This window comes from Streptomyces sp. NPDC003027 (genome assembly GCF_053591435.1).
Genome location: NZ_JBSFTU010000007.1, coordinates 157,918 through 184,217 on the forward strand (window position 1 = coordinate 157,918; position 26,300 = coordinate 184,217).

Here is a 26,300-nt window from a genome sequence, read left to right on the forward strand (position 1 = left end):
CCGTCCCGGTCTCTCCCCCTGGGGCTGCTGTCCCGCCGCGCCGCCCCGGGGGGCAGCCGTCCCCCCCTCCCCTAGGGGGACGCCCGGTCCGCCGAGGCACCGGCTCTCCTCCCCGTCTCTCTTCTCGCCCCCTGCTCGCCGCTGCCGTGGGGCCGGCTTCCCGCCGCCCACGTGTGTCCGGCCGGGCTGCTCCGCGCCCGCCCGGCACCCACCCGAACAGCCGAATGGAGTCCTGTGACGATGAGCATGCACACCGCCGATTCGCGCATCCAACTGTCCTTCGGGCAGGAACAGTTGTGGTTCCTGGACCAGATGAGTCCCGGGGAGACCACCTACAACGTCCCCCTCGCCTACCGACTGCGCGGCCCGCTCGACACCTCCGCCCTGGAGGGCGCGCTCAACCTGCTGGCGAAGCGCCACGAGCAGCTGCGGGTGACCTTCCACTCGGCGGACGGCGTCCCCTACCAGGTCGTCTCACCGGCGGAGGACCGTCCCCTGCCCGTCCGGGACCTGTCCGGCCTGTCGCCCGAGGACGCCGAGAGCGCGCTGCGCCAGGCGCTGCGGACCGAGGTGGACACCCCGTTCGACCTGGCCTCGGGACCGGTCTTCCGGTACCAGCTGTTCCGGATGGCCGCCGACGACCACGTGCTCGGCATGAGCTTCCACCACATCGTCACCGACGGCTGGTCCGGCGGTGTCATCAGCCGTGAGATCTCCCAGGGCTACACGGATCTGGCCGCCGGCCGGACACCCTCGCTGCCGGAGCTGACCGTCGGCTACGCCGACCACATCAAGCGGCAGCGCAAGCAGCGGGCCGACGGTGTCTGGGAGGAGGAGCTGAAGTTCTGGGAGGAGCGCCTGGCCGGTCTCGAGGCGCTCGAACTGCCCGCCGACCGGCTCCGGCCGGCGGAGCCCACGCAGAACGGCGAGACGTTCGTGGTCGACTTCCCGGCCGAACTACTCGCGAAGGCCCGCACCCTCGCCCATGAGCAGGGCGCTTCCCTCTACATGGTGGTCGCCGCGGCGCTCAACGTCGTACTGAGCCGCTACAGCGGCCAGGAAGACATCGCGCTCGGGGTCCCCATGCTCGGCCGCACCGACCCCGACCTCGAAGACGTCGTCGGTCTGTTCATCAACATGACCGTGCTGCGCTGCGACCTGTCCGGCGGTGTCACCTTCACCGAACTCCTGGAGCGCATCGCCGACGCGAACCTCGACATGTACGACAACCAGGACGTGCCGTTCGACCACGTCGTGGACCGGGTGCAGACGACACGCGACGCGGGGCGCAACCCGCTGTTCCAGATCGCCTGCCAGCTGCTCGGTGAGTCGAGCACCGGAGACGCGCTGGAGCTGCCGGGGCTGACCTCCGAGTCGATCACGCTGGCCACCTCCCGCTCCCGGTTCGACCTGTCCTTCAGCTTCGTGGAGGGGGCCGACCGGCTGCGTCTGATCGTCGAGTTCGCGACCGACCTGTACGACCGCTGGCGCGTCGAGGCCATGGTCGGGCACTTCCGGAACGTGCTCGCCGCCGCGGCGGACGCCCCGGACACCCCGGTCTCCGCGCTGCCGCTGCTGTCGGAGGAGGAGCGCCGCGAGCTGCTCGACGTGGGCCGCGGGGAGGACTTCGACTACCCGACGGAGCCGGTGCACGCGACGATCGCGCGGATCGCCCGGGACAACCCGGAGCTGGTCGCGGCGGTCTGCCGCGGAGTGGAGATGACGTACGGCGAGCTGATGCGCCGGGCCGGCAAGCTCGCCCGGTACATCCGCTCCCGTGGAGTCCGGCAGGAAGAGGTCGTGACCATCGCGATGGACCGCGACCTGGACACCCTCGTGGCGATCCTGGGCGTCATGGTGTCCGGCGCCGCCTACACGATCATCGACCCCTCGCACCCCAATGCCCGGCTGGACCATATGCTCCGGGACACCAGGAGCCCGCTGGTGGTCACCCGGGAGGCCGCGCTGGGCGACCTGCCGGAGTCGTGCGGGTGGGAGAGCGTCCGCATCGACGCCGACTGGGAGCTCATCGAGGCGCAGCCGGACGACGAGCCGCTGGAGGAGTGGGCGCGGCCGGAGTCCCTGGTCTACGTCCTCTACACCTCGGGGTCGACCGGGCGCCCCAAGGGCGTGATGATCGAGCAGCGGGGCCTGCGCATGTTCGTCGAGGCGTATCGGCGCAGCTTCGGCGAGTGGACCAGCGAGGACCGGCTGCTCCAGCTGCCCGCGCTGACCTTCGACATGTCCCAGGGCGAGATCTTCGCCGGGCTGATCAGCGGCTCGGCCATGGTGCTGGTGGCGCCGGAGGACGCCTCGTCGCCCGAGGCCCTCGGTGCCCTGATCCGCGACCAGCGGGTCACCTACGCCGGTCTGTCCCCCGCGATCCTGTCCGTGGTGGAGGCGGGGCCGTACCCGGATCTGAAGTACATCATGGGCGGTGCGGAGGCGCTGCCGGCCGAGCTGGTCAACAAGTGGAACCTGCCGGGTCGTATGTTCCTCAACCTCTACGGCCCCACCGAGGCGTCGATCGCGACCACCGAGTACCTGTGCGAGCAGAAGGAATGGCTGTCCTCGCCGCCCATCGGCAGGCCCGAGTTCAGCCGCCTGCACTACGTGGTCGACAAGCAGTTCAACCTCGTGCCGGTCGGTGTCCCCGGCGAGTTGCTGATCGGCGGTGACGAGGGTCTGGCCCGCGGCTATCTCAACCTGCCGGAGCTGACGGACGAGAAGTTCGTCCCCGACCCGTTCCTGGGTGAGGGCCGGGTCTACCGCACCGGGGACCTGGTGCGCTGGACCCGCGATCTGCAGATCGACTTCATCGGGCGGCTCGACAACCAGGTGAAGCTGCGCGGACTGCGGATCGAGCTCGGTGAGATCGAGTCGGGGCTGCTCACGCACCCGAAGGTCCGCATGGCTCTGGTGCTGCTGCGCGAGGACTACGGCGAGAAGCAGCTGGTGGCGTACTACACCGTTCTGGGCGACACCTCGCCGACCGTGGCCGAGCTGCGCGAGCACCTGGGCCGCACGATGCCCGAGTACATGGTGCCGACGGCCTGGGTGGAGCTGTCGGAGTTCCCGCTGACGGCGGCGCGCAAGATCGACCGTGCCAAGCTCCCCGCCCCGGTGTCGGGTACGGGTGACGGGACGGCGAGCTTCGTCGCCCCGGTGACCGCGACCGAGGAGAAGGTGGCCGAGGTCTTCGGCGCCGTCCTGTCCGTGCCGCACGTCAGCGCCGACGGCAACTTCTTCGAGCTGGGCGGCAATTCGCTTCAGGCGATGCGGGTGGTGAGCCGGCTCAACAAGCACTTCGGTGTCAAGGTCAACGTCCGGCTGCTGTACGGCGGTGCCACGGTCGCCACGGTCGCCACGGCCATCGACGCGCTGCTGGCGTCGAAGGAGGCGTCGGGCAACCGTGCTTGATGCCCCACGGGTACCCATCCCGTCCCCGCACACCGGGCCGAGCGGCTCCCGCTCCGGGACCCGGCCCGCCACCGGCTCCCCCTCCGACTCCGTTCCCTGCTTCGACTCCGGCTCAGGCTTCGACTCCGCACAGGCTCTGCTCCTGCGCCGCGGAGCGACCCTGCTGAGCCGGACCGATCCCGAACTGGCCCGGGTCCTCGACCGCGAGGTGGAGGAGCAGGCCGGCACCCTGGCCATGGTGGCGTCCGCCAGCGTCGCGAGCCCGGCCGTCCTGGCGGCCGGCGGCGCCGCCCTGTCGAACGTGACGGCCGAGGGCTATCCGGGGGCCCGCTACCACCCCGGCGCCGCGCGGTTCGACGTGGCGGAGCGGCTGGCCGTCGAACGGGCCAGAGACGCCTTCGGCGCCCGCTACGCCAATGTGCAGCCGCACTCCTGCTCCTCGGCCAACCAGGCCGTACTGGCCGCGCTGCTGCCCCCGGGCGGCGTCCTGCTCGCCCTCGACCTGGACTCCGGCGGCCATCTCACCCATGGCTCCGCCGCCTCCGTGACCGGTCGCCACTACAAGGCGGTCCACTACGGCCTCGACGACGAAGGGTTCATCGACTACGACCAGGTGGACGAGCTGGCCCGGGCCCATCGCCCCACGGTGCTCATCGCGGGAGCCAGCGCCTACCCGCGGACGCTGGACTTCGCCCGGTTCCGGGCGATCGCGGACTCGGTCGGGGCCTACCTGGTGGCCGACATCTCGCACATCGCCGGTCTGGTGGCCACGGGGGAACACCCCAGCCCCATCGACCTGGCCCATGTGACGACCACCAGCACCTACAAGCAGCTCGGCGGGCCGCGTGGAGGCTTGATCCTCATCGGCCGGGAGCACCGGACGCCCGGCCCGGACAGCCGCGGCACACCGCTCGCCCGGCTGATGCAGCGCGCGGTCTTCCCCCAGTCGCAGGGAACGCCGAACCCGGCGTCGATCGCGGCCAAGGCCCACGCGCTCAAGCTGGTGGCGGAACCGGCGTTCAAGGCGACCATGCGGCTGGTCGTCGACGACGCCGCGGCGCTCGCCGACGCCCTGGCCGGGCTCGGTCACCGGGTCCTGACCGGTGGCACGGACAACCACATGGTGCTGCTCGACATGCTCGACCGCGGCATCACCGGTGTGGTCGCCGAGCGCGCCCTGGAGGAGTGCGGCATCCTCACCAACCGCAACCGCATCCCCAAGGACACCAAGCCCCCTCTCGTCGCCGGCGGTCTGCGACTGGGCACCAACGTGGCGGCGCAACGGGGCATGGGGCCCGACGAGATGCGGGTCTGCGCCGGTCTGCTCGACGAGGTGCTCGCCGCCACCACCGTGCTCGGCGACACCGAGTTCCGCACCGACCCCGAGGTCCGCGACCGTGTCGCGGCCCAGGTCGCCGCCCTGTGCCGCACCCACCCCCTGCCCTTCGGAGCCGCCATCGGCGGCGTCGAAGGCTCCGACCGCGAGCCGGGAGAGAGGTCTTGAGCCGGAACACCGCCCCCCTGAGGCCGCCCGTACCGGCGCCGCCCGCACTGCTGCCGGCCGACCGGCCCCGACGGCCCGGAACCACTCCGGACCGTACCGCCCGCGTCCGCGTACGGCTCGGTCCCTCGGCCGGGACCGCCACGGAGGAGATGCTGCTGGCCGGATTCACCGCGCTCCTCCACCGCTGGAGCGGACAGTCCGCTTTCGGCTTCGCCGTACGGACTCCCGCGCGGGGTGCCGTCCGGCTGGACCGGACCGTCACGGGGGAGGCGACCCTGGCCGAGCTGGCCCGCTCCGGTGACACGGGCGCCGGGCGGGAGCCGGTCGCGGGGCCGACGCGACAGGACGAGTTCGAGCTGGTGCTGCGTCCGCCGGGCGAGGACGACGACGGCCTTCCGCCGGCGGAGCTGCGGTACGCCCCCGAACTCTTCGACCAGGCCACCATGGACCGTCTCCTCGCCGGCTACCGCACGCTGCTCGAGGACGGGCTGGCCCACCCGGACAGGCCGGTGTCGCGGCTGCGCCTGCTCCCGGAGGGCGAACTCCACCGGATGCTCGTCGAGTGGAACGACACCGAGGCGGATCTTCCGCACGGGGTGTGCCTGCACACCGCGTTCGAGGCCCGCGCCGACGAGTCGCCCGACGCCGTCGCCCTGGTGGGCGGTGCCGGGACGCGGACGTACCGCGAGGTCGACGAGGCGGCGAACCGTCTCGCCCACCATCTGCGGGAGCTGGGCGTCGGCCCCGACCGACGGGTCGGCATCTGCCTGGACCGGTCCGCCGAACTGCTGGTCGCCATCCTCGGGGTGCTCAAGGCGGGCGGCGCGTACGTGCCGCTCGACCCGGACTACCCGCGCCGGCGCCTCGCCACGATGGTGACCGGCACCGACTGCGCGGTGGTGGTCAGCCGGAGCGGTCCGGCCGCGAGCCTCCCGGACGCCGGACCGGGCACTCCGGTGGTGCTCCTCGACCGGGACGAGGCGCTCCTCGCCGGGCGCCCGGCCCACCGGCCCCGGGGCGGCGCCACACCGGACGACCTCGCGTACATCATCCACACCTCGGGCTCCACCGGCGCGCCCAAGCCGATCGCCCTGCGCCACCGCGGGGTGATGAACAACATCGCGGATCTCAACACCCGCTTCGGGGTGGGCGCCGGCGACCGGGTCCTCGCCCTGTCGTCGCCGAGCTTCGACATGTCCGTGTACGAGTTCCTCGGGCTGACGGCCGCGGGCGGCACCGTGGTCCTGCCGGAGCCGGAGCGGGCCAAGGACCCCGAGCACTGGGCGGAGCTGCTGGCCGCCCACCGGGTCACCGTCTGGAACTCGGCTCCCGCCCTGCTCGACATGGTCGTGGACCACCTGGACAGCACGGGTGCGGGGCCGCTCGGCGACCTGCGCCTGGCCCTGCTCGGCGGCGACTGGATCCCCGTGTCGCTCCCCGACCGGGCCCGGGCGATCGCCCCCGCCCTGCGCTTCGTCGCCCTCGGCGGGGCCACCGAGTCGTCCATCCACTCCACCCTCTACGAGGTGGTGAAGACCGACTCCCGCTGGACGAGCATCCCGTACGGGCGCCCCATGGCCAATCAGCGCACCTACATCCTGGACGAACTCCTCCAGCCGGTGCCGCCGGGTGTTCCCGGCGAGTTGTTCCTGGCGGGGATCGGGCTGGCCCGGGAGTATCTGGGCCGGCCGGAGCAGACGGCGGAGCGGTTCCTCGAGTGGTCCTGCGGCGAGGTGTCGGGCGAGCGGCTCTACCGGACGGGCGATGTGGCCCGCTACGGGCCCGACGGGCTGATCGAGTTGCTGGGCAGGGCGGACTTCCAGGTCAAACTGCACGGTCTGCGGATCGAGCTGGGCGAGATCGAGGCCGTACTGCGCTCCCACGACACCGTCCGGGAGGCGGTCGTCACCGCCCACCCCGACGGGACGGGCGACCGGCGGCTGGTCGCCTACGTCGTCGCCGAGGCGGGCCGGACCGTGGAGCCGGGGGCGCTCGGCGAGCACGCTGCCCGGTCCCTCCCCGGTTTCATGGTGCCGGGCACCGTCGTCGTCCTGGAGGAGCTGCCCCTGACGCCCAACGGCAAGGTCGACCGCAAGGCGCTGCCGGCACCGCCCGACGACACCGGCGGGCCCATGGGGAGCCGGGTCGCACCGGCCACGGCGACCGAGCGGAAGGTGGCCGAGATCTTCGCGGCCGTGCTCGGGGTGCCCGGGATCGGCGCGGACAGCGGCTTCTTCACGGTCGGCGGCAACTCCTTGCAGGCGATGCGCGCCGTCACCCGGCTGAACAAGCACTTCGGCGTCAGGGTGAACGTACGGCTCCTGTACGGCGGGAGCACCGTCGGCGACATCGCCTCCGTCATCGACCAGCGGCTCGCGCAGCCCGCACCGGCATCGACATCGACATCGACATCGAAGGGAGCACCGGCACCGTGATCGAACCCTCCGTCGACAGTCTCGTCCCCCTCCGGGCGGGGGGCGACCTGCTCCCGCTGCACTGCGTCCATCCGGTCTCCGGCTCGCCGTACTGCTATTCGCCGATGGCGCACCGACTGGACGCCCGGCGCCCCGTGTTCGGGTTCGAGGCGCCCGGTTTCGACGGCGTCTCCGAGCCCGCCACGTCGATCCGGGAGCTGGCCGAGCTGCACACGGCCTCGCTCCGGGCGGCCCGCCCGCACGGCCCCTACCAGTTGCTCGGCTGGTCGCTGGGCGGTGTCGTCGCCTATGAGATGGCGCGGCTGCTGGCCGCCGCCGGGGAGGAGGTGCCGCTGCTCGTCATCGTCGACGCGGCGCTGCCCGGGACGCAGGCGGTGCCGCCGGAGGACCAGCTGGCCCGCTACTTCCTGTACGACTTCCTCGGCGTGACCCGTGACCGCGCACCGGCCGTCGACAAGGCTCTGGCGGGCATGGGGCCGGAGGCGGAGCCCGGCGAGATCTTCGCCGCGGTGGAGCGCGACGGCGCCGTGCCCGAGGAGTTCGACGCGGAGTTCCTGCTGGAGCGGTACGCCCTGTTCCGCACGCACGTCCGGGCCATGCGAGAGCACCGCCTTGACGCGGTGCACCAGGGCCCCGCGATCCTGATCAAGGCCACGGAGTCGACGGAGAGGCTGCTGGACTGGCGTCCCTATGTCAGCCGGCTCACCGAGCACACCGCCCCCGGTGACCACCATTCCGTGTGGCACGGGCCGGGGCTGAGCGCCATCAGCGCCATCGTCGACCACGCCCTACGAGAGGCGACTCCAGCATGACGGAGCACGGCACGCCCACCGCGCCGGCCGCCGGGGCCCAGGCGGCGGGCCCCCCTAGGCCGCTCTGGCGCAACAGGGACTTCATGGTGTTCTGGGCGGGCGAGGCGCTCTCCCTGTACGGCACCCAGATCACCCATCTCGCGCTGCCCCTCACCGCGGTGCTGGTCTTCCAGGTGGGGGCCGAGGAGCTGGGCCTGCTGCGCTTCGCCCAGCTGGTGCCCTTCCTCGGGCTCGCCCTGCTCTTCGGCGTATGGGTGGACCGGGTGCGCAAGCGGCCGGTGATGCTGGGCGCCAACCTGGTCCGGATGGTGCTGATCGGCCTGGTCCCCCTCCTCCACCACTTCGGTCTGCTGACGCTCCCGGCGCTGTACCTCCTGGCGCTCGGCATCGGTGTGGCGTCGGTCCTCTTCGACGTCAGCTGGATGTCGTACGTTCCGGTGCTCGTGAAGGACCGGCGCAGCCTGCTGGAGGCGAACACCAAGCTCAACGCCACGCTGTCGTCGGCGGACATCGCCGGACCGGGGCTGGCCGGCACGCTGGTGAGCGCCTTCTCGGCGCCCTTCGCCATGACCGCCAACGCCTTCTCGTACGCCTTGTCGGTGCTGTCGCTGCTCCTCATCAGGAAGCCGGAACCCGCCCCGGAGGCGCCCCGGACCCAACGCCGGCTGCGCGCCGAACTCGCCGAGGGCCTGCGCTGGGTGTTCGGCAACCGCTGGCTGCGCGCGATGGGACTGGTCGGCTGCTCCTGCAACTTCCTGCTCACCATGGTGCAGACGCTGTTCCTGCTGTACGCCGTGCGCGACAGGGAACTGTCCGCCGCGGCGGTCGGCTTCGTCATGGGAGCGGCCGCGGTCGGAGGTCTGCTGGGCGCGCTGGTGTCCGGCATGGTGGTGCGCCGGCTGTCGGTGGGCACCGCCTATCGGGTGTCGGTCTCGATCATCTTCCTGGGCCCCCTGCTGATACCCGTGGCGGGCGGACCGCGCTGGCTGCTCATCGGCCTGTTCGTGGCCTCGTTCTTCCTGGAGTACTTCGGCAGCAGCGTCTCGAACGTCCTCATCGTGAGTCTGCGCCAGACGATCACTCCGCAGCATCTGATGGGCCGGATGACGGCCGCGATGCGCATGCTGCTGTACGGCGGCGGCGCGCTGGGAGGGCCGGTCGGCGGCCTGCTGGCGGTGATGGCGGGTCTCCACGGTGCGCTGTGGATCGCGGGCCTGGTCTCCGCCGCGATGCTGGTCCCGATCTTCCTGTCCCCCGTCGGCAGGCTGCGCGCCATGCCGACCGGGCCCGAGGACAGTGCGCTGACCGTGCGGTGAGATCCCCGGCGGTCCGGGGGCGGGGCCACCGCGCTACGCCGGGGCGACCGCGAAGACCTCGCCCCGGTCCTCGGCCGCCGCCCCCTCGTGCGGAGCACCCGGACTCGCCTCGGCCAGGCGCGCCAGGGCGGCCCTCCGGTTCAGCATCGGTTCCCGCTTCGCGCACTCCGCCGCGTAGATCCCCAGCAGGTCGTGGAGGCGGTAGCGGTGCCCGTGCTCCTCCAGGAGATGGCCGGCGACCAGCAGATCGAGCTGCCGACGGGCGGTGTCGCGGTCCGTGTCCGCGAGCGCCGCCGCGACGGAGACCGTGATCGGCCCGTCCTTGCACAGCCCCAGCAGGCGGAACATCCGCGCCGCTTCGGCGGACAACGTCTGGTACGAGGTCTCGAAGGCGTCGCGGACGCTGGCCAGGGCGTCGTCCTCCACGGTGAGGCGGTCCAGTCGGCCGCTCTCCGCCGCGAACCGCTCCACCAGCGTTCCCAGCGGGACGCCCGGGTTCGCGGTGAGCCCCTCCGCGGTGATGCGCAACGCCAGCGGCAGTCCACCGCACAGCGCCGCCAGTCGCCCGGCGGCCTCGGCGTCTGCGGCGAGCCGTCCTCCGGACAGGGTGACGAGCAGGCGTGCCGCCTCCTCGTCGGGGAGCGGTTCGACGGTGACCATGCGCGCCCCGTCCCGTGCGGCCAGTCCGCCGAACCGCTGACGGCTCGTGGCCACGACGCACGACGCGCCGCGCGGGATCAGGGGCCTGAGCTGATCCGCGCTCAGGGCGTCGTCGAGCACCACCAGCATGCGTCTGCCGTACATCAGGCTGCGGTAGAGCGTGGCACGGCCCGCCACGTCCCGGGGTATCCGCGCGCTGTCGGCTCCGAGGCTGGTGAGCAGGTGCAGCAGGGCGTCCGAGGCGCTCAGCGGCCGCCCGCGCAGCCCGTTGCCGCACAGGTCCACATAGAGCTGACCGTCGGGGAAGCGGGGCGCGAGCCGGTACGCCAGTTCAAGTACGAGGGCCGTCTTGCCGACACCGGCGGGTCCATGGGCCACGATCACCGGGGTGCTCCGCTGTGCGGAGGCGTCGGCCAGGAGACCCTCCAGCTGTCTCAGCTCCCGGTCGCGTCCGGTGAACCCCCAGGCGGTGGAGGGGAGTTGTGCCGGCTTGGGGACGCCGGAGCCGGGCCCCTGCCGGGGCCGGGGGGCCATGTGCCCGCCGATGGGCCGCAGCTCTCGTTGCCCGGCGAGGATCCGCCGGTGGAGGTCCTGGAGTTCGGTTCCCGGCTCGATGCCCAGTTCCCGGCGCAGCAGCCGCCGGGTCTCGGTGTACACGGCGAGGGCGTGCGCCTGTCGCCCGGCGTGGTAGAGGGCCAGCATCAGCAGCCAGCGGAGCTTCTCGCGCAGCGGTTCCTCCGACACGGCGCGCGAGAGCGCGTCGACCGCCTCGCCGTACCGGCCGGCCTCGAGCATGACGGCGGCCCACTCCTCGACCGCGGTCAGTCTCAGGTCCCGCAGGCGGATGCCTTCCATGGCGGCGAAGGGCCCCGGGATCCCGGAGTACGCCTCGCCCCGCCACAGCGCCAGAGCGTCCTCGTACAGCCGCAGAGTCGTTTCCGCACTGCCGCCGTCGCGTGACCTGCGCGCGTGGCCGTGCCGCTCGACGAAGAGCGCGGCGTCCACCCCGGCCGGGTCCATGCGCAGGCAGTAGCCCCCGGGTTCGGAGGAGAGGACCGTACTGGCCGCCCTGGCGCCGCGCCCGGGCTCCAGGGCGCGGCGCAGCCTGGCCACATAGGTGTGGACGCCGTTGACCGCCGTCTGCGGGGTGTCGCTGCCCCAGAGGGCGCTGGTGATGGTCTCCCCGCTCACCACCTCGCCCGCCCTGGTGGCGAGCAGGCTGAGGACAGCACGCTGTTTGGGTGAGCCGAGCGCCACCTCCTCACCGTGCCGCCAGGCACGTATCGGTCCCAAGAGCTGGATGCGCAGAGGTGCCCCCGTGCCGGTCATGTTCCCGTTCACCCCTCGGGCTCGCGTGTTCTCATGTCGGGTCCCGGTGGTGGCCGTTCGGGCCCCGGGGTCGCGAAGGCGGCGGGTCGCGCCGCGTATCGTGCGTCCATGGAGAGCCGGTGCGTCCGGCCGGCGGCGGCCGGCGGCGTCTCGGCGATGCGTCAATGCCCCGGGCCGGTCACCAGGGCGCGCGCCGGGAGGAACATCCGGACCACGCACCGGGAGTCCCGTTGCCGTGCAGGTGCGTCTGGCAGGGCGTCACTCGAGGCATGGCGGCGAATGTAATCCGGCGACCGGGGCCGCACCATGCCCTGCAGGGAGCATCGGGCGTACTCCGAAAGGCGTACCAGCCCCCTGTGACGTGCGGCCGGTCACCGGGCCGCGCGGTGGCGCATCCCCCGGCCGAGTTCCGTCCTCCCACGCGGGCGGAGCGCCGTCTCGGTGATCAGCCGGGGGTACGGGCCTTTCCTGGCGGGCTCGATGAGCCGGGCCTCCACGGCCATGTTGACGGCCTCGATACGGGAGGCGGCGCCGAGCTTCTCGAAGATGTTCCGCAGGTGCCGCTTCACCGTCCCCTCGGTGATGCCCAGTTCGCCGGCGATACGGCGGTTGCTCAGCGCACCGGCGACATGGGCGAGGACCTCCCGTTCGCGAGGCGAGAGGGACTGCCCGGCGCCGCGGAAGGCGCTCTCCGGGGAGGTGCTGCACGGCAGGGCGATCATGACTTGTGGGTGAGGGGCCATGGCGCCGCGCAGGGCGCACAGCAACGAGGCGCGCGGGGCGCTCTTGTGCAGATAGCCGTGGGCCCCGCGGGCGAGCAGTTCGTCCACGAGCGGGCGGTCGTCGTGCATCGACAGCATCAGCACTCGCAGGCCGGGGAAGCGTGTGGTCAGCTCGCTGACCACGGTGGGCGCGTGGTGGTCGGGCATCTCCACGTCGAGCAGGACGACGTGTGCTCCGGTGCTCTCCACCAGGTCGCCGAGGCCTCGGGACGTGTCGGCCTCGGCCACGACGCGCAGGTCGTCCTCCGCGTTGAGCAGCTGGCAGAGCGCGCCGCGCAACAGCGAGTGGTCGTCGACCGCGACGATACGAATCGGCTCGCCCGGTCTCCAGGGTCTCGGCTCGTCATCCGTCCGCATGCCATTCCTCCCCCATCGGCACCGAGAGCTCGATGGTCGTGCCGCCCCCGGGTGCGCTCGTGATCTCCAACCGGCCGCCCAGCGACCGGATCCGTTCCGTCATGGAGGCGATGCCGTTGCCGGCCCCGCCCTCCCGAGGCAGACCGATTCCGTCATCGCTGACGGTGGCCCGTAATCGTTGCCCCTCGCTCCACACGTCGACGGTCACGCGGGAGGCGCGGGCGTGTCCCAGGGCGTTGCGCAGGCCTTCACGCAGGACGAGGAAGAGGTCGTCGCCGACGGTGTCCGGCAGAGGGTCGTCGATGTCCTCGATCCGGATCTCCACCACGGGCCTGTCGATCGCCATGGCGGTCACGAAGGCGGACAGGGCCACCCTGAGCGAGCCGACGGAGTGCGTACGGCCGCGCAGTTCGGTCACGATGCCCCGGGTGCAGTGCATCGTCTCCAGGATCGCCTGCTTCACGCCGTCCAGCCGGGGGTCCGTCGCCGACGAGACGTTCCGGGTGAGTTCGTAGAGCTCCAGTCGGCGCAGGGCGAGGCCGGCCGCGCTGCCGACGCGGTCGTGGATCTCCCGTGCCATCGCCTCGCGGCTCCGTCCGGTGGAGTCCCGGACGGCTTGGAGCAGGCGCAGGTCGTCCGCGGCCGCGCGCTCCTCCAGGCGGCGGGTGACAGCCTCCTGGACCATCACCATCAGCCTTATCGGGCGCAGGGAGCCGTACGGCCGGGCTGCGGCGGATCGCCCCAGGAGCTCGGCCACGACCTGGACCAGCGAGGACCCCGCGCGCAGGGCGTGGACCGGCACGGAGCCCCGGGCGATCCGGTCGCCGTCCGGAGGAGGCGTGTGCCGGGCGGGAGGCCGATGGCGCGGCGTACCGGCGCCGTTCGCCAGCGCGTCACGGCATTCGGAAAGGATGGCGCGGGCCTGGTCGCGACAGGATTCCCAGGCTTCCGCATTCATTCCCAGCGGATTGCGCTGCTCCACGAGCCTGTTCCGATAGATGTCGAGCAACTCGGACTCACAGGCCAGTAATTCCGCCGCCAGCCTTTCGTCCTCGACACAAGGATCTTGCGATGGATTTCCCCGCGCCGACGTGTCGGACACAGCTCCCCCTCCCACCCCTCCCCGCGGCCGGCTCTCCCCCCACACAGAAGGTGCAAAACGGAGAGAAAGGCCGGAGATCGGCATGATCATGCCGTACCGCCTAAAGGACGTCAAGTGGCTCGCCTGCGCTATCCGCACCCCTCGGCACCGCGGCCCGGCGATACAAATCCGCCGAAAGAACCCGGACGGTCACGAACGCCCGGCATATCGACTTCTGGTCCACACCAAAGATCACCGAGTACGGCCGAACGACGGGCCGGCGTCCGCCGACACCGCGACGGGGCCGCGGTGTTCACCGTGAATCGCCGATCCCTTCACAAAGCACGCTCCCGCCCTTACGCGCATGAAATTCATACGTTGCACCGGTAAAGGCACGTCGGAATATCCAGGGGCTTCGGCACGCCGGCTCGCGAGGATTCATACAGCTCGTGGAAGAGGCAACGGCCACCGGGCCACATCAGACCGATGTGGCCGTGCGGCTGGTACCAACGCGGCGCCGCGCCATGCGAGTTGTGGCGAATGTGTTCACAGAACCCCCTTGAGATCGCTAACTTCCCCTCAACTTGTCCGCACCGGGAAGGACTTCTGTGCACGCATCCCCTCGCCGAGCCGTGGCCACCCTCGCCGCCGCCGCACTCGCGACCCCGCTCCTGCTGGCCTCCGCCCCGCCCGACCCGGCCCGCGAGGACACGCCGGGCAAGGACGCCGCCAAGCTCTCGAAGGCGCTCGTTCGCGAAGCGTCCGCGCGGGACGCCCACCGGCACCTGCGGAAGTTCCAGGAGATAGCCGACTCGGCGGGCGGTCACCGCGTCGCCGGCTCGCCGGGCCACGAATCCTCGGCCGCGTACGTGTACCAGCAGCTGAAGAAGGCCGGCTACGACGTCTCGTACCAGAGGTTCGACTTCGTCTACACCGAGACGCTGGCCGAGAAGCTCTCCGCCGTCACGCCCGCACCGCACGACATCGAGATCAGGGCCTTGACGTACACCAGGTCGACTCCGGTCGGCGGCGTCCGGGCCGATCTGGCCGCCGTCCCGGTCGACGCCGACGGCACCACCGGCTGCGAGCCCGGTGACTACGCCGCGGGCGACTTCACCGGCAGGATCGCGCTGATCAAGCGGGGCGGTTGCAGCTTCGCCGCCAAGCAGGCGCAGGCCGCCGCCGCGGGCGCGATCGGCGCCCTCATCTACAACAACATCGACGCCGGCTACGGCCCGCTCTCCGGCACCCTCGGCGACCCGTCCGCCGCCAGGATCCCCACCGGCGGGATCAGCAAGGCCGAGGGCGAGAGGCTCGCCGCCGACCTCGCCGAGGGGCCGGTGAACCTCTCCTTCGAGCTCCGCCAGCTCCAGGAGAGGCGCTCCACGCCCAACGTCATCGCCGAGACACCGGGTGGCGACGCCGCCGCGACCGTGATGCTCGGCGCGCATCTGGACTCGGTGCCGAAGGGGCCGGGCATCAACGACAACGGCTCCGGCTCCGCCGGGCTGCTCGACGTCGCCCTGAAGCTGGCCGCGAAGAACAAGAGCCCGCGCAACAAGGTGCGCTTCGCCTGGTGGTCGGCGGCCGAGAGCGGCCTGATCGGCTCCCACCACTACCTCGCGAACCTCACACCGCTCGCGAAGCGGCAGATCACGCTCTACCTCAACTTCGAGATGATCGCCTCGCCCAACTACGGCCTGTTCGTCTTCGACGGCGACAACTCGGACGGTGCCAACACCCAGATCGCCCCGGAGGGGTCGGCCGCGCTGGAGCGGGACATCGCCGGGTTCCTCGGCCGGCGGAGCCTGCAGCACGCGGGCACGCCGTTCGTCGGCCGCTTCGACCACGGCCCGTTCGTCGACGCCGGCATCCCCTCCGGCGGTACGTTCAGCGGCGCGGAGGCGATCAAGTCGCCTGCCGAGGCCGCGAAGTTCGGCGGTACGGCGGGGATCGCGTTCGACGTGAACTACCACGCGGCCGGTGACACCGTCGAGAACATCAGCATGACGGCGTTCGACATCAACATCGACGTCATCGCCCACACGGTGGGCACGTACGCGCACGACCTGAGCTCGCTGAGGAAGCCGGCCGCCACGGCGCGGACGGACAGCGGCCACGGCCCCGGCGGGGGCCCGCGCACCGAGCGCGGGACGAACACGACCGAGTAACCCGGCTCGCACCCCCGGGGCCGGCGCCCGACCGCCACCCGTGCGCCGGCCCACCGGGGAAGCGCCGCACACGCCGGACAGGCCAAGGCTTCCCGGGGTGGAGTGTCTCCTTCCGAATTCACCGCCCATGGGCCGTTCTTCTCCCCCTCTCAGGGGTAGCAATCGCTTTCTGTCCCCGGCATGCTGTCCGCCAGACCGCCCACCCCCAGGCGTTCCTCCCCAGGAGGTCAGCTCTGCCATGCACTCCTCCGTCCCCGCCTCCCTGCTCTCCCGACGCGGCCTGCTGCGCGCGGCCCTGGGCGCCACCGCCGCCGCACCGCTCGCGATCCCCGTCCTCGCCGCACCCGCCCACTCCGCCGACGCCTACGACGCGCTCCGCCTGACGTGGCGCGGCCTCCTTCTCGGCACCGGCTTCGACCCGGCCGCCGAACCCTTCGCCTCCACACTCGCCGCGCTCGGCGCGACCGCCCGCGATCTGCGCTCCTCCATGGCCCCGGCGAACGGCTCCCTCTGGCCCGACCTGCCCTACGCGGACCCCGAGCCGGACACCGACGCCGAGTCGTACACGTACTCCGGCAATCTCCACACCAGCTTCAACCGCCTGCGCACCCTCGCCGAGGCCTACTGTCAGCCCGGCACGGGTCTCACCGGTGACGCGGCGCTGCGCGCCGAGATCCTCGCCGGTCTCGACCAGCTCCACGACCAGGCCTACCACGCGAGCCGGGCCCGCTACGGCAACTGGTACAGCTGGCAGATCGGCATCCCGCAGGCGCTGCTCGACATCGACACCCTCCTGTACGAGTTCCTCGGCGCGGCCCGTATCAGCGAGCACTGCGCCGCCATCGACCACTTCGTGCCGGACAGCGCGGTCGCGAACTACACCGGCACCTCCACCGGTGCCAACCGGGTCGACCTGTGCCGTGTGCTCGCGCTGCGCGGCGTCATCGGCAGGTCGGCGGCGAAGCTGGCCCTCGCCCGCGACGCGCTCTCGCCGGTCTTCCCGTACGTCACGTCCGGGGACGGGCTCTACACCGACGGCAGCTTCATCCAGCACACCTACGTCCCCTACGCGGGCTCCTACGGTGCCGTCATGCTCGGCGGTCTCTCCCTGCTGTTCGCGCTGCTCAAGGGCTCGGCGTGGGAGGTCACCGACAGCGGCCGGCAGATCGTGTTCGACTCGGTCGAGAAGGCGTACGCGCCGTTCCTCTTCAACGGCCTGGCCATGGACGCCGTCTCGGGACGTGCGATCAGCCGGGGCGTGCAGCGGTCGGACACCCGGGGCATCCGCCAGAGCGACCATCTGCGCGGCCACGCGATCATCGCCTGTGTCGCGCTGCTCTCGCAGAGCGCGTCGGCCGCGGAGAAGACGCGCTGGGACGGCATGGTCAAGGGCTGGATCGCCCGCGACCACTACAGCCCGCTGCTCGCCAGCCCCGCTCTCGGCGTCTCCGCGCTCGCCCGCCTCAAGGCCGTCGACGACGGTACGTCCACGGCGAGTCCCGAGCCGTCGGGGCACCGCCTCTTCCCCGGCATGGACCGTGCCGTGCACCGTCGCCCCGGCTGGGCGGCCGGTCTGTCCATGGCGTCGAACCGGATCACGTACTACGAGAACGGCAACGGCGAGAACCTGCGTGCCTGGCACAGCGGATCCGGAATGCTCTACTGGTGGGGCGGCGACTTCGCCAACGGGCAGTACAGCGACGACTTCTGGCCGACGGTCGACCCCTACCGGCTGCCCGGCACCACCGCCTCCCGCAAGCCGCTCGCCGACGGCGAGGGCGGCGTCTGGGGCGCGGCCCGGCCCGACGTGCGCTGGGTCGGCGGGACGACCGACGGCACGTACGCGGCCGTGGGGCAGTACCTCAAGGGGCTGTCCTCCACGCTCCTGGCCAAGAAGTCGTGGTTCTTCCTGGACGACGCGGTCGTCTGCCTGGGCGCCGGAATCCACGGCCGGGACGGCACGGGCGTGGAATCGGTCGTGGACAACCGCAACCTCGGGGAGAGCGGCGTCCACGCCTTCACCGTCGACGGCATGGCCCAGCCCACCACCCTCGGCTGGACGGGCACCCTCACCGGCGCCCGGTGGGCGCATCTCGCCGGACACGCCGGGTACGTCTTCCCGGGCGGCGCCACCTCGTTGAAGGCCCTGCGCCAGGCGCGCACCGGCGCCTGGTCGGACATCAACAGGGGCGCCGTGTCCGACCCGGTCACCCGCCGCTACCTCACCCTCTGGTTCGACCACGGGACCGATCCGACGTGGGCCGCGTACTCCTACGTCCTGATGCCGGGCGCGAGCCAGGCGCGGACGGCCGCCCGCGCCGCCGACACGGGCTGGCTCACCGTCCTCGCCAACGCCAACGAGCGGCAGGGCGTACGGGTCCCCGCGCTGGGCTTCACCGGCATCAACTTCTGGTTCGGCGGCACGGTCGGCGACGTCACGGCCAGTGCGCCCGCCTGCGTGCTGATCCGCGAGTCCGGCACCACGGCCACGGTCTGCGTCTCGGGACCGCTGCGAGACGGGGCGACGATCGACCTGACGTGGAACCGGCCCGTCCCGGCCGTGGTGTCCAAGGACCCGACGGTCCAGGTGCTGGCCACGGGTTCCGCGCTGCGGCTGCGGATCACTCCGGGAACACTCGCCGCCACGCACAGGGCGGTGGTGGCTCTCGGCTGACGGCCTGGCCCCCCGCTCCCGCGCCCGTCGGTATCGGCTTGTCCGACGGTTCAGCGGCTCGGTGCCGCGCCGGTGTCCGTGCGGCTCGCGGTGCAGTCCGCGGGGGTGGGCCGGCCGGTCGGCCAGGCGAGGCCGACGAAGCGGATGCGGCCGGGTGCGTCGGGCGCGAGTTCCACCACGGAGACCGCCTTGTTGTAGGGGTTGCCGTAGTTGTCCAGGCAGATCCAGCCGCTGGCCCCGTCGACCTTCCCCATGCCGTGCAGCCGCAGCCAGGCGTCGCGGATGCGGCCGAGGGTGGGGATGACGGGGTCGTGGTCGTCGCGCATCCGGATGGCGGTGATCGCGGTGAGACCGGCGTCGTAGAACGTGATGGTGCGGGAGTCGGTGAGCTCCACCGGGCCGATGTTCCCGACCTCGTCGCCGGTCGCCAGCGCGGCCAGGGTGCGGAAGGCCGCGGCGGAACCGCCGGTGGGGGGCGCCGCGGGGCCGGTCCAGGCGTCGGGGTGGGCGACGGCGGCGTACTGGAGGGTCACACCTTTGCGGAAGGCGTCCCAGTCGAGGAGCTTGTCCGAGGAGAGGGTGGAGGCGCCGGAGCCGGTGATGACGGTGTACTTCTTCTCCGTGCATCCCCGGTTGCCCAGTTCGTTGACGAACTGGCGCAGCTGGACGGGCCGTCCGGCGAAGTAGATGACCTTGGCGGCGGAGGTGCAGATGGTGTCGACCATCTGGTCGAAGGCGTTGGCGGTGGTGCCTTCCTCGTGGAACTCGTCGGGCGCGCGGTACTGCTCGGGTGCGCGGGGCGATCCGAGGGTCCGTTCGGCGAAGGCCCGCTTGAGCGCGTCGACGTAGTTGTCGCCGGTGCGGATGTCCTCGACGACGAGGGTCTGCCGGGGGTCGATGCCCTTGTGGAAGTGGGCCAGGGCCTTGGCCTGGTCGGTGGTGGTGGGGACGACCCGGGCGAGGCCCGGGTAGGCGTCGGGCCTCGCCGCGCTGTTGCCGGAGTCGTCGGCGGTGATGGGACCGCCGACGACGGGAATGCCGCGCTCTCGGGTGAGGTAGCCGATGGCGGCCTGCGTGGTGGCGGTGGAGACGTCGAAGCCGATCACGGCCCGGAGGTTGTCGGTCGTGGACTCGGACATGGTGCCGAGCTGTTCGGCGACGGGCTTCCAGTGGGCGTGGCTGCGGCCGGGGTTGGCGAGCAGGAGCCGTATCGCCGGCTTCTTGCTGTTGGACTCGTGGTTGGCGCGGTACTGCGCGAGGTAGGCGCCCTGCACCTCGTGGAGCGTCTTGCGTTGTTCGAAGGCCTGGACGGGTGCCATCGGCAGCATCACGGCGACGGAGACGTGCGGTTCTTTCGCGATCCGGTCGTTCTCCGCCTTGATCCGGGCGCTGACCTCCTTGAGGTTGGGTGCGAAGACGAAGCTGCCGTCGGTGACGCCCGTGCATTCCCCGGCGCCTTCGGGGCCGCGTTCCTCGATGCCCTTTCCGCAGGCCGGATCCGGTCCGAAGAGGACGATGCCGGTCCACACGGCGGCGCCGAGCACGGCCAGGGCGACGGCCAGCACGGCCGCCTTGGTGATCGGCCCGCCGGGGAGTCTTGCGATGAACGACGTCATGACACGGCGCCTTCCGGGAGGACGGGCAGGTCGGGGGCCTGTGCTCCGGCCCGTAGACGGGCGGGCCAGGCGGTGGACGCGTCGCGGTAGGCGGCGTGTGCCGGCTTGTTGCCGTACAGCGTCTCCAGCGCGATGCGGACGGTGGTCAGCTCGTCCTCGCGCGGGGCGAGGGTGAGCGGGTCGGACAGCCGCCACAGCAGGGGCACCAGGGAGGCGACGGCGTCGTGGTGGGGGCCGGGGGTGTCGCTGCCGCAGGCCGCGCACGACAGGGTGGGGCCCGCGGCCGGGGGTTGGTAGCCCTCGCGGGGACGGGGGGCGGCGCAGATCCGGTTGAGCGTGGTCAGCCATGCGTGGGGCGGGACGACGGTGAACCGGTGGTGCAGGACGCTGACCACCTCCTCGACCCGGCCCAGGGCCAGTGTGTGGTGCAGATAGGTGTCACCGCGCGGGTCGCACAGCGAGCGCAGGCGCAGTTGGGTGTCACGCCAGCGCTCGTGGCTGGTGGTGGCGGCCAGCCGGTGCCGCAGCAGCAGATCGAGGGCGCGGTCGCCGTCGAGGCAGGAGCGTTCGCGGTAGTCGTCGGCTTCGCGGACGCGGGCGGCGACGAGTTCTTCGGAGTGGTCCTCGGGGTGGGCGAAGGTCCACAGTGCGCGCCGGGTGCCCGCGTCGACCGCGGCGCAGAGCAGGATCAGGCGCTCGCGCATCACGGGATCGGGCAGCAGTTTGGCGAGGAGTGCGGGCGCGGCTGCGTCGAGGAGCTCCCCGGCGCGTATCGTGCCCGCCTCCTCGACACGGCGCACGGCCGCGTCCGCCAGGGCGCGGGCGCTCGCCGCGCGGCCGCCGCTGTAGCGGGCGACGACGCGGGGCAGATGCTCGGGATAGTCGACGGGGCTGAGCATCTCCGAGATGTCGGCCGGTTCGATGGCGGGGATTCTCAGCACCAGGGGCCGGTCCCGCGGTGCGGCGGCGCCGCCGACCTCGCTCAGGGGCGGGTGCCCGTGGCCCGTGCCGAGCAGGGTGGCGAGGACGGCCGGCCGCGTCGGGGCCTTACCGGGGGCGCCGTGTCCGGCGTCGAGCAGGTCGAGGAAGTCGCCGCCGATGTCGGCGTGGGCGTTGTCGAGGAGCAGCAGCGGTCGGGGCTTCCTGTCGAGCCGGCGCAGTCTGCCGTAGTTGCCGTCGATGTCGTCGAGGAGGGCGGCGACGAGATGTTCCTCGGCGGTGCGTCTGCGGTCGTCGAGCCGGCGGAAGACACGGACGAACTGGAAGAGCCGCTGCAGGGAGTCGCCTTGGTAGCCCTGGGAGCGGTGCAGCCGGCCGCCCCACCAGGCGAGCGCGCCCTTGTCCGGCTCGCTCTTGACGAGCTGCGCCCGGGCGGTGTCGAGGACGATCCCGGCGATGGCGTCGAGGCCGGGCACGGCGGACAGGACCTGCGGGAGGTTGCTCGTGACGACGTCGAACCAGCGGCCGAGGCTCTCCTTGCGGCGGCGTACGTCGGGGTCGTCGGCGGTGATGAGGGTCCGCAGATCGGCCTCCGCCCGGCGCAGGTCGGGCGGCCGCACATCGGTCTCGTCGCTGTTCAGCGGGCGCCAGGCGGTGACGACGAGGAGGCCGAGCGACAGCCGTGGGAAGGCCATCGGTCTGCCGAAGTGGCGTACGTCGAGCCCGAGTTTGTAAGCGAGCAGATACAGGAGGTGGGTGATGCGGGAGGCGTTGGGGACGTCGGTGTCGCCGTCGGCGACACCGGGCTCGCCGAACCCCGGAGCCTCCAGATCGACCCGCGCGAGCGGCACCCGCCCGTTGTACGCGTCATGGACGGCGCCCAGCAGGGCGGTCTTGCCGCTGCCGCGCCCACCGACGATCCGCACCACGGGGGCGCCGTCGGGGTAGGCGAGGGGGACGTGGTACCCGTCCTTGTGGTGCAGCCCCACCAGCCGGGGGACGAAGCTCTCCTGCAGGGCCTGCTGACCGTAGAGTCTCCCGCCCATGGCGCTCCCCCGCCTTCCCCTGCCAGCCGCGCATCATGAGATCAACTCGTCGTGCACACAGGGAACTTACCCGACGGACGCCTGCTGGACAGAGAGTTGTGAACGAACAGCGTTCCGTTCCCGCTCCGCGACCTCCGGCCGCCGGTCGAGGGCCGTCGCCCGGAGGTCGCCGTCGTCGTCAGCGGGCGGTGAAGGAGTGCACGGTCGTCGAGCGGTAGGTCTGGCCCGGGCGCAGCACCGTCGAGGGGAAGGAGGGGTGGTTGGGGGAGTCGGGGAAGTGCTGTGTCTCCAGGCAGAGCCCGTCGCTCTGGCGGTAGACCTGGCCGGATGTGCCCGCGAGGGAGCCGTCGAGGAAGTTGCCGCTGTAGAACTGGACGCCCGGTTCGGTGGTCGCGATCTTCATGACGCGGCCGCTGACCGGTTCCGCCAGTGTGACGGCGTGCCGGGGTGTGCCGGTGAGGCCCTTGTCGAGGACGAAGTTGTGGTCGTAGCCGTTGCCGGCGAGGATCTGCGGGTCGGCTTTGCGGATGTCCCGGCCGATGGGCTTGGCGGTACGGAAGTCGAACGGCGTGTGTGCCACCTTGGCGAGTTCGCCGGTCGGGATGAGGGTGGAGTCGACCGGGGTGTAGCGGGACGCGGCGATCCGCAGGGTGTGGTCGAGGATGCCGCCGTTGCCCTCCCCCGCCAGGTTGAAGTACGTGTGGTTGGTCAGGTTCACGACGGTGGCACGGTCGGTCGTGGCCTCGTACTGGATGCGGAAGTCGCCGCGCGGTGTGAGGACGTAGTCGACGCGGACCCGCAGCGTGCCGGGGTATCCCATGTCGCCGTCCGCGCTGACGTGGCGCAGCGTGAGACCGGTGTCGGGCCCCTCGGCGTACGGTTCGACGTCCCACACCCGCTTGTCGAAGCCCTTGTCCCCGCCGTGCAGGCTGTTGGGGCCGTCGTTGCGGGGCAGGTGGTGCTCGGTGCCGTCGAGGGTGAAGGTGCCGCCCGCGATGCGATTGCCGTAGCGGCCGATGAGGGCGCCGAAGTACGGGCTGTGGGAGACGTAGTCCTGGAGCCGTTCGAAGCCCAGCGACACGTTCGCGTACCGCCCGTGCCGGTCGGGGACTTCGAGGGACTGGACGATCCCGCCGTACGACAGCACGCGCAGCCGGGTGCCCCCGGCGGCCACGGTCCAGCGGTCCACGCGGGTGCCGTCGGCCAGGGTTCCGAAGCGCTCCCTGACCGGTCTTCCGCCCGCGCTTCCCGCGCCTCCGTAGTGGTTCGCGGCAGCGGCCTGGCCGCTCCCGGCGGCGGCCGCCGCGGCTGCCATGGCTGCGGTGCCCGCCGCCATCACCGTACGTCTGCTGATGCTCATGTCGTCACGGCTCCTCGAAACTCTGATGTTCGATATTTCGTCACGCGTTCGAAATGGTGGCGCGACCGTAGTGACGCGGCGCGGGGCCTGTCAACGGTTCGCGCACGGCTGCCCCATGTCGGCGGGGACCTGGCAGCCCTGTGGAGCAGACGCGCGATGGGATCGATTCATCGCATTTAAAGTGCGGCAGTTGATCGGTTTATGGGCCTGAATTGTTCAGTGGTGGCCGCCCTTTCAGCAAAGCCACCTGGCGAACCCGAACTGACCATGCTCCCACATGTGTTGCGCTGCGCTCACAGCGAGTCATAAACGCTGTGGTGCGCGCGGACGGCACCCGGCTGCGGAGTGAAGCGACCACGGGCGCGACCCCGAAGCGACTGGTCGGCGCCTCTTCGGAGCATGTCCGCTCACCCGGGAAAAGCCCGGTCCGTTTTTTGTCGCGCATCACATTTCAGCCCGCTCATCTGTCTCACCACCACCGACCTGCGGATCGGAAACACCACTGGCCCCCAAGCCCTCGCCGTCGCTCTATGGCCACTGGACGAGATCGCCGCCCGTCACCACCGGCTCGCGGCCTTCGCCGAATCCCGCCTCACCCAGCTCACCCGAGGCCCCGAGCCGTCGGACGCCGAGCAGCTCACCACAGCCATCGAGCTCGCCGCCCACTTCACCGCGGCAATGGCCTCCGACCCCCTGCTGCCGCCCGAACTCCTGCCCACCCCCTGGCCGGGCAGCCACGCCCGCCGCCTGACAGCCGACTGTTGGAGACACCTCCGCGAAACCCGGACGACCGGCAGGACACCCGAGCTGCGCCTGTTCGCGCTGTACGCCGACGCACTGGAGACTTGAGAGAACCGACGCTAGGGGTGACCGCTCCAGCAGCCTGCTGATCAACGGGTGCCGGCAGCCCCATCGAAGCGACTGACAGCCGAAGAAGCTCGACCGCACCTGGCACTTCGGGCTGTCCTTGTTGGTCTCCGCCAGCCTCCGCAAGGACAACCCCAACCGAGTGGAGCCACAGCCACCGGCCAAGTGCTGCCCCGAGAGGCAGCATGCGATGGGCAACGCGGCGGTGGGGTGCGTCGGATCAGCGAACGTGCGCGGGAACGGACGCCGGGGTGACACCAGGGCGCGCTGACGACGACTGGGGGCCGCAGTTCCCGTGTGGTGTCCCGGTTGGTTCACGGAGCTGTCGCGGTTGGGACCCGGCCGTCCCCTGTGTCGTGGAGTGACGGATAGCGTTCCTGAACTCGGGGTCGCACGTCCGTGCGGCGCCGACCATGCACCTTTCTGCTCTGACGACTCCACGGGGGTACGGCTACATGACCATGCGACGAGACGGCATGCCGGGTGACAGGTTCTCCCGGCGGCGTGCACTACGACTGGCCGGCGGCGGTCTCACGCTGGCCGTGCTGACCGCGGGTGCGGCCGGTTGTCGTGAGGACGGCTCCGATGCCGGCGGCTCCGGGGGGTCCGGGCCGGCCGGCGGAGACAAGCCGGCCGGGGGCGGCGCCGGTAAGGACGGCCAGGCTCCTGAGCTGCTGTGGACGAAGACGACATCCGCCCAGACCTACGGCGACAACGACGAGCTCGTGGCCGCGGGCGGTGTGGTGATCGCCAGCGGTGCTCCACTGGTCGCACTGGACGCGGCGTCGGGCAAGGAGCGGTGGTCGCTGGAGGACGGCGCGACCCCCGGGGCACCGATGCTGCTCGGCAGCGGCACGCTGTACCTGGCCAGCGCTGCATACGACGGCACCGTCGCCGGCTACGACCCCGCCTCGGGCAAGCAGACCTGGCGCAGCCACCTGGGCAAGGACTACCGGCAACCGAGACCGATCGCGGTGGACGACGATCAGGTGTACGTCGTCGCCGAGATCCAGGAGGCCGACGGCTCGTCCAAGACCAATGTGATCGCCGCGCTGAACAGCAGTACGGGCAGAGTGGCGTGGAAGGAACAGCGCGACTTCGGCACCGAGCAGAACGGTATCCACGCCCATGCCGAGGGTCGCCACCTCGTGTACACCGACTTCAAGAAGAACCTGACGGTGCGCGACACCGCCACCGGCAAGCAGGTGTGGACGCACAAGACCACCAAGACCAACTACGGCTTCTTCGCCGTGTACAAGGATCTGGTGATCGTTCCGCAGGGTCCGGATCTTCTGGCTTTCGGCCTGGCCGACGGCTCGGCGAAGTGGTCGGTGAAGACCGGCGAGAGCTACGTCGCTTTCAAGGAGCCGGCCGTGCTGGACGACGTGCTCTACATCGTCGACAGCGACCGCACGATGCGTGCCCTCGACCCCCGTACGGGCAAGGAGATCTGGCAGTCGACGGCGCTCGCCGACGCGAATCTCACGGTACCGCGGCAGTACGTGAAGGCGGGCGATGTCCTGTACGCGGCCACAGACCTGGACGAGCGGGGTGGCGTGATAGCCATCGACGCGAAGACCGGTGCCGTGCGATGGACGTTCAACGACAAGACCGGTGACTATCACGCGTGGCTGGTGGCAACGGACGGGAAGCGCGTGTTCGCCCTGCACGGCAAGAGACTGCACGCGCTGCCCGTCTGACACCCGCTCAGACCCTGCCGGCCCGGAACCGGCGCGGGCCCTGGGCCTGCGCCGGCTGCCCTTGCCCCGGCGGGTGCGCCCGAGGCCGCCGGGCGCCTGCCGGTCGTCCGGTCAACGGGCCTAGGGCCTCTCGTTCGGATCATGCCGGGCTCGCGTGCCCTGGCACCGCGCCTCGCCGCGTTGTCGTCGGTCGCCAACGCTCCGCGTTGGCTCCCTCCTCCGCCTTGCGAT

General features: G+C 71.6%; 15 protein-coding genes. 9 read left to right on the top strand and 6 right to left on the bottom strand.

Annotation, left to right across the window (positions count from 1 at the left end):
- The first annotated feature begins 240 nt into the window (after positions 1–240).
- From ACWDX6_RS08390 to ACWDX6_RS08410, 5 genes are read left to right on the top strand one after another with little or no spacing between them, the layout of a single operon-like run.
- The gene (locus tag ACWDX6_RS08390; protein WP_451484147.1) at positions 241–3,420 is read left to right on the top strand and encodes a non-ribosomal peptide synthetase; all 3,180 of its coding nucleotides are present in this window, start codon (positions 241–243) and stop codon (positions 3,418–3,420) included.
- Entirely contained in the window at positions 3,413–4,924 is a 1,512-nt protein-coding gene (locus ACWDX6_RS08395; protein WP_451484148.1) for a serine hydroxymethyltransferase, read from the top strand. Before ACWDX6_RS08390 ends, ACWDX6_RS08395 begins: the two co-directional genes overlap by 8 nt.
- On the top strand, positions 4,921–7,359 hold the full coding sequence (locus tag ACWDX6_RS08400; RefSeq protein WP_451484149.1) for a non-ribosomal peptide synthetase: 2,439 nt from the start codon (positions 4,921–4,923) through the stop codon (positions 7,357–7,359). The genes ACWDX6_RS08395 and ACWDX6_RS08400 overlap by 4 nt, the downstream gene beginning before the upstream one ends.
- Positions 7,356–8,171: a thioesterase domain-containing protein gene (locus tag ACWDX6_RS08405; protein WP_451484150.1), complete on the top strand. Its 816-nt coding sequence runs from the start codon at positions 7,356–7,358 to the stop codon at positions 8,169–8,171. The genes ACWDX6_RS08400 and ACWDX6_RS08405 overlap by 4 nt, the downstream gene beginning before the upstream one ends.
- Positions 8,168–9,487 carry an MFS transporter gene (locus ACWDX6_RS08410; protein ID WP_451484151.1) on the top strand — a complete coding sequence of 440 codons (1,320 nt, stop codon included), beginning with the start codon at positions 8,168–8,170 and terminating at the stop codon, positions 9,485–9,487. Before ACWDX6_RS08405 ends, ACWDX6_RS08410 begins: the two co-directional genes overlap by 4 nt.
- Positions 9,488–9,520: 33 nt before the next feature.
- Here ACWDX6_RS08410 and ACWDX6_RS08415 read toward each other — a convergent pair whose 3' ends face one another.
- From ACWDX6_RS08415 to ACWDX6_RS08425, 3 genes are all read right to left on the bottom strand, one after another.
- Positions 9,521–11,476: a BTAD domain-containing putative transcriptional regulator gene (locus ACWDX6_RS08415; RefSeq protein ID WP_451484152.1), complete on the bottom strand. Its 1,956-nt coding sequence runs from the start codon at positions 11,474–11,476 to the stop codon at positions 9,521–9,523.
- A gap of 371 nt (positions 11,477–11,847) precedes the next feature.
- Positions 11,848–12,615: a response regulator gene (locus tag ACWDX6_RS08420; RefSeq protein ID WP_451484153.1), complete on the bottom strand. Its 768-nt coding sequence runs from the start codon at positions 12,613–12,615 to the stop codon at positions 11,848–11,850.
- Positions 12,602–13,573, bottom strand: a complete 972-nt coding sequence (locus tag ACWDX6_RS08425) for a sensor histidine kinase (protein ID WP_451484154.1) — start codon at positions 13,571–13,573, stop codon at positions 12,602–12,604. Before ACWDX6_RS08425 ends, ACWDX6_RS08420 begins: the two co-directional genes overlap by 14 nt.
- A gap of 731 nt (positions 13,574–14,304) precedes the next feature.
- Here ACWDX6_RS08425 and ACWDX6_RS08430 point away from each other — a divergent pair.
- Together ACWDX6_RS08430 and ACWDX6_RS08435 are read left to right on the top strand one after the other, a co-directional pair.
- Complete coding sequence (locus ACWDX6_RS08430) at positions 14,305–15,867, top strand: M28 family peptidase (RefSeq protein WP_451484155.1); 1,563 nt, start codon at positions 14,305–14,307, stop codon at positions 15,865–15,867.
- 238 nt (positions 15,868–16,105) lie between these two features.
- Positions 16,106–18,541, top strand: a complete 2,436-nt coding sequence (locus tag ACWDX6_RS08435; RefSeq protein WP_451484156.1) for a polysaccharide lyase 8 family protein — start codon at positions 16,106–16,108, stop codon at positions 18,539–18,541.
- Between the two features lie 50 nt (positions 18,542–18,591).
- On the opposite strand, the gene ACWDX6_RS08440 is transcribed toward ACWDX6_RS08435, so the two are convergent.
- The 3 genes from ACWDX6_RS08440 to ACWDX6_RS08450 all read right to left on the bottom strand — a co-directional run bounded on the left by ACWDX6_RS08440 (position 18,592) and on the right by ACWDX6_RS08450 (position 23,502).
- Positions 18,592–20,157 carry a hypothetical protein gene (locus tag ACWDX6_RS08440; protein ID WP_451484157.1) on the bottom strand — a complete coding sequence of 522 codons (1,566 nt, stop codon included), beginning with the start codon at positions 20,155–20,157 and terminating at the stop codon, positions 18,592–18,594.
- On the bottom strand, positions 20,154–22,142 hold the full coding sequence (locus ACWDX6_RS08445; RefSeq protein ID WP_451484158.1) for a hypothetical protein: 1,989 nt from the start codon (positions 22,140–22,142) through the stop codon (positions 20,154–20,156). Before ACWDX6_RS08445 ends, ACWDX6_RS08440 begins: the two co-directional genes overlap by 4 nt.
- 178 nt (positions 22,143–22,320) lie before the next feature.
- Complete coding sequence (locus tag ACWDX6_RS08450) at positions 22,321–23,502, bottom strand: aldose epimerase family protein (RefSeq protein WP_451484159.1); 1,182 nt, start codon at positions 23,500–23,502, stop codon at positions 22,321–22,323.
- A 399-nt stretch (positions 23,503–23,901) separates the two neighbouring features.
- Between ACWDX6_RS08450 and ACWDX6_RS08455 the strand changes: the two genes are divergently transcribed.
- Both ACWDX6_RS08455 and ACWDX6_RS08460 read left to right on the top strand, forming a co-directional pair.
- Positions 23,902–24,351, top strand: a complete 450-nt coding sequence (locus ACWDX6_RS08455) for a PaaX family transcriptional regulator C-terminal domain-containing protein (RefSeq protein ID WP_451484160.1) — start codon at positions 23,902–23,904, stop codon at positions 24,349–24,351.
- A gap of 473 nt (positions 24,352–24,824) precedes the next feature.
- Positions 24,825–26,069 (top strand): outer membrane protein assembly factor BamB family protein, encoded by a 1,245-nt coding sequence (locus ACWDX6_RS08460; protein ID WP_451484161.1) that lies wholly within the window; start codon positions 24,825–24,827, stop codon positions 26,067–26,069.
- Positions 26,070–26,300: the final 231 nt, after the last annotated feature.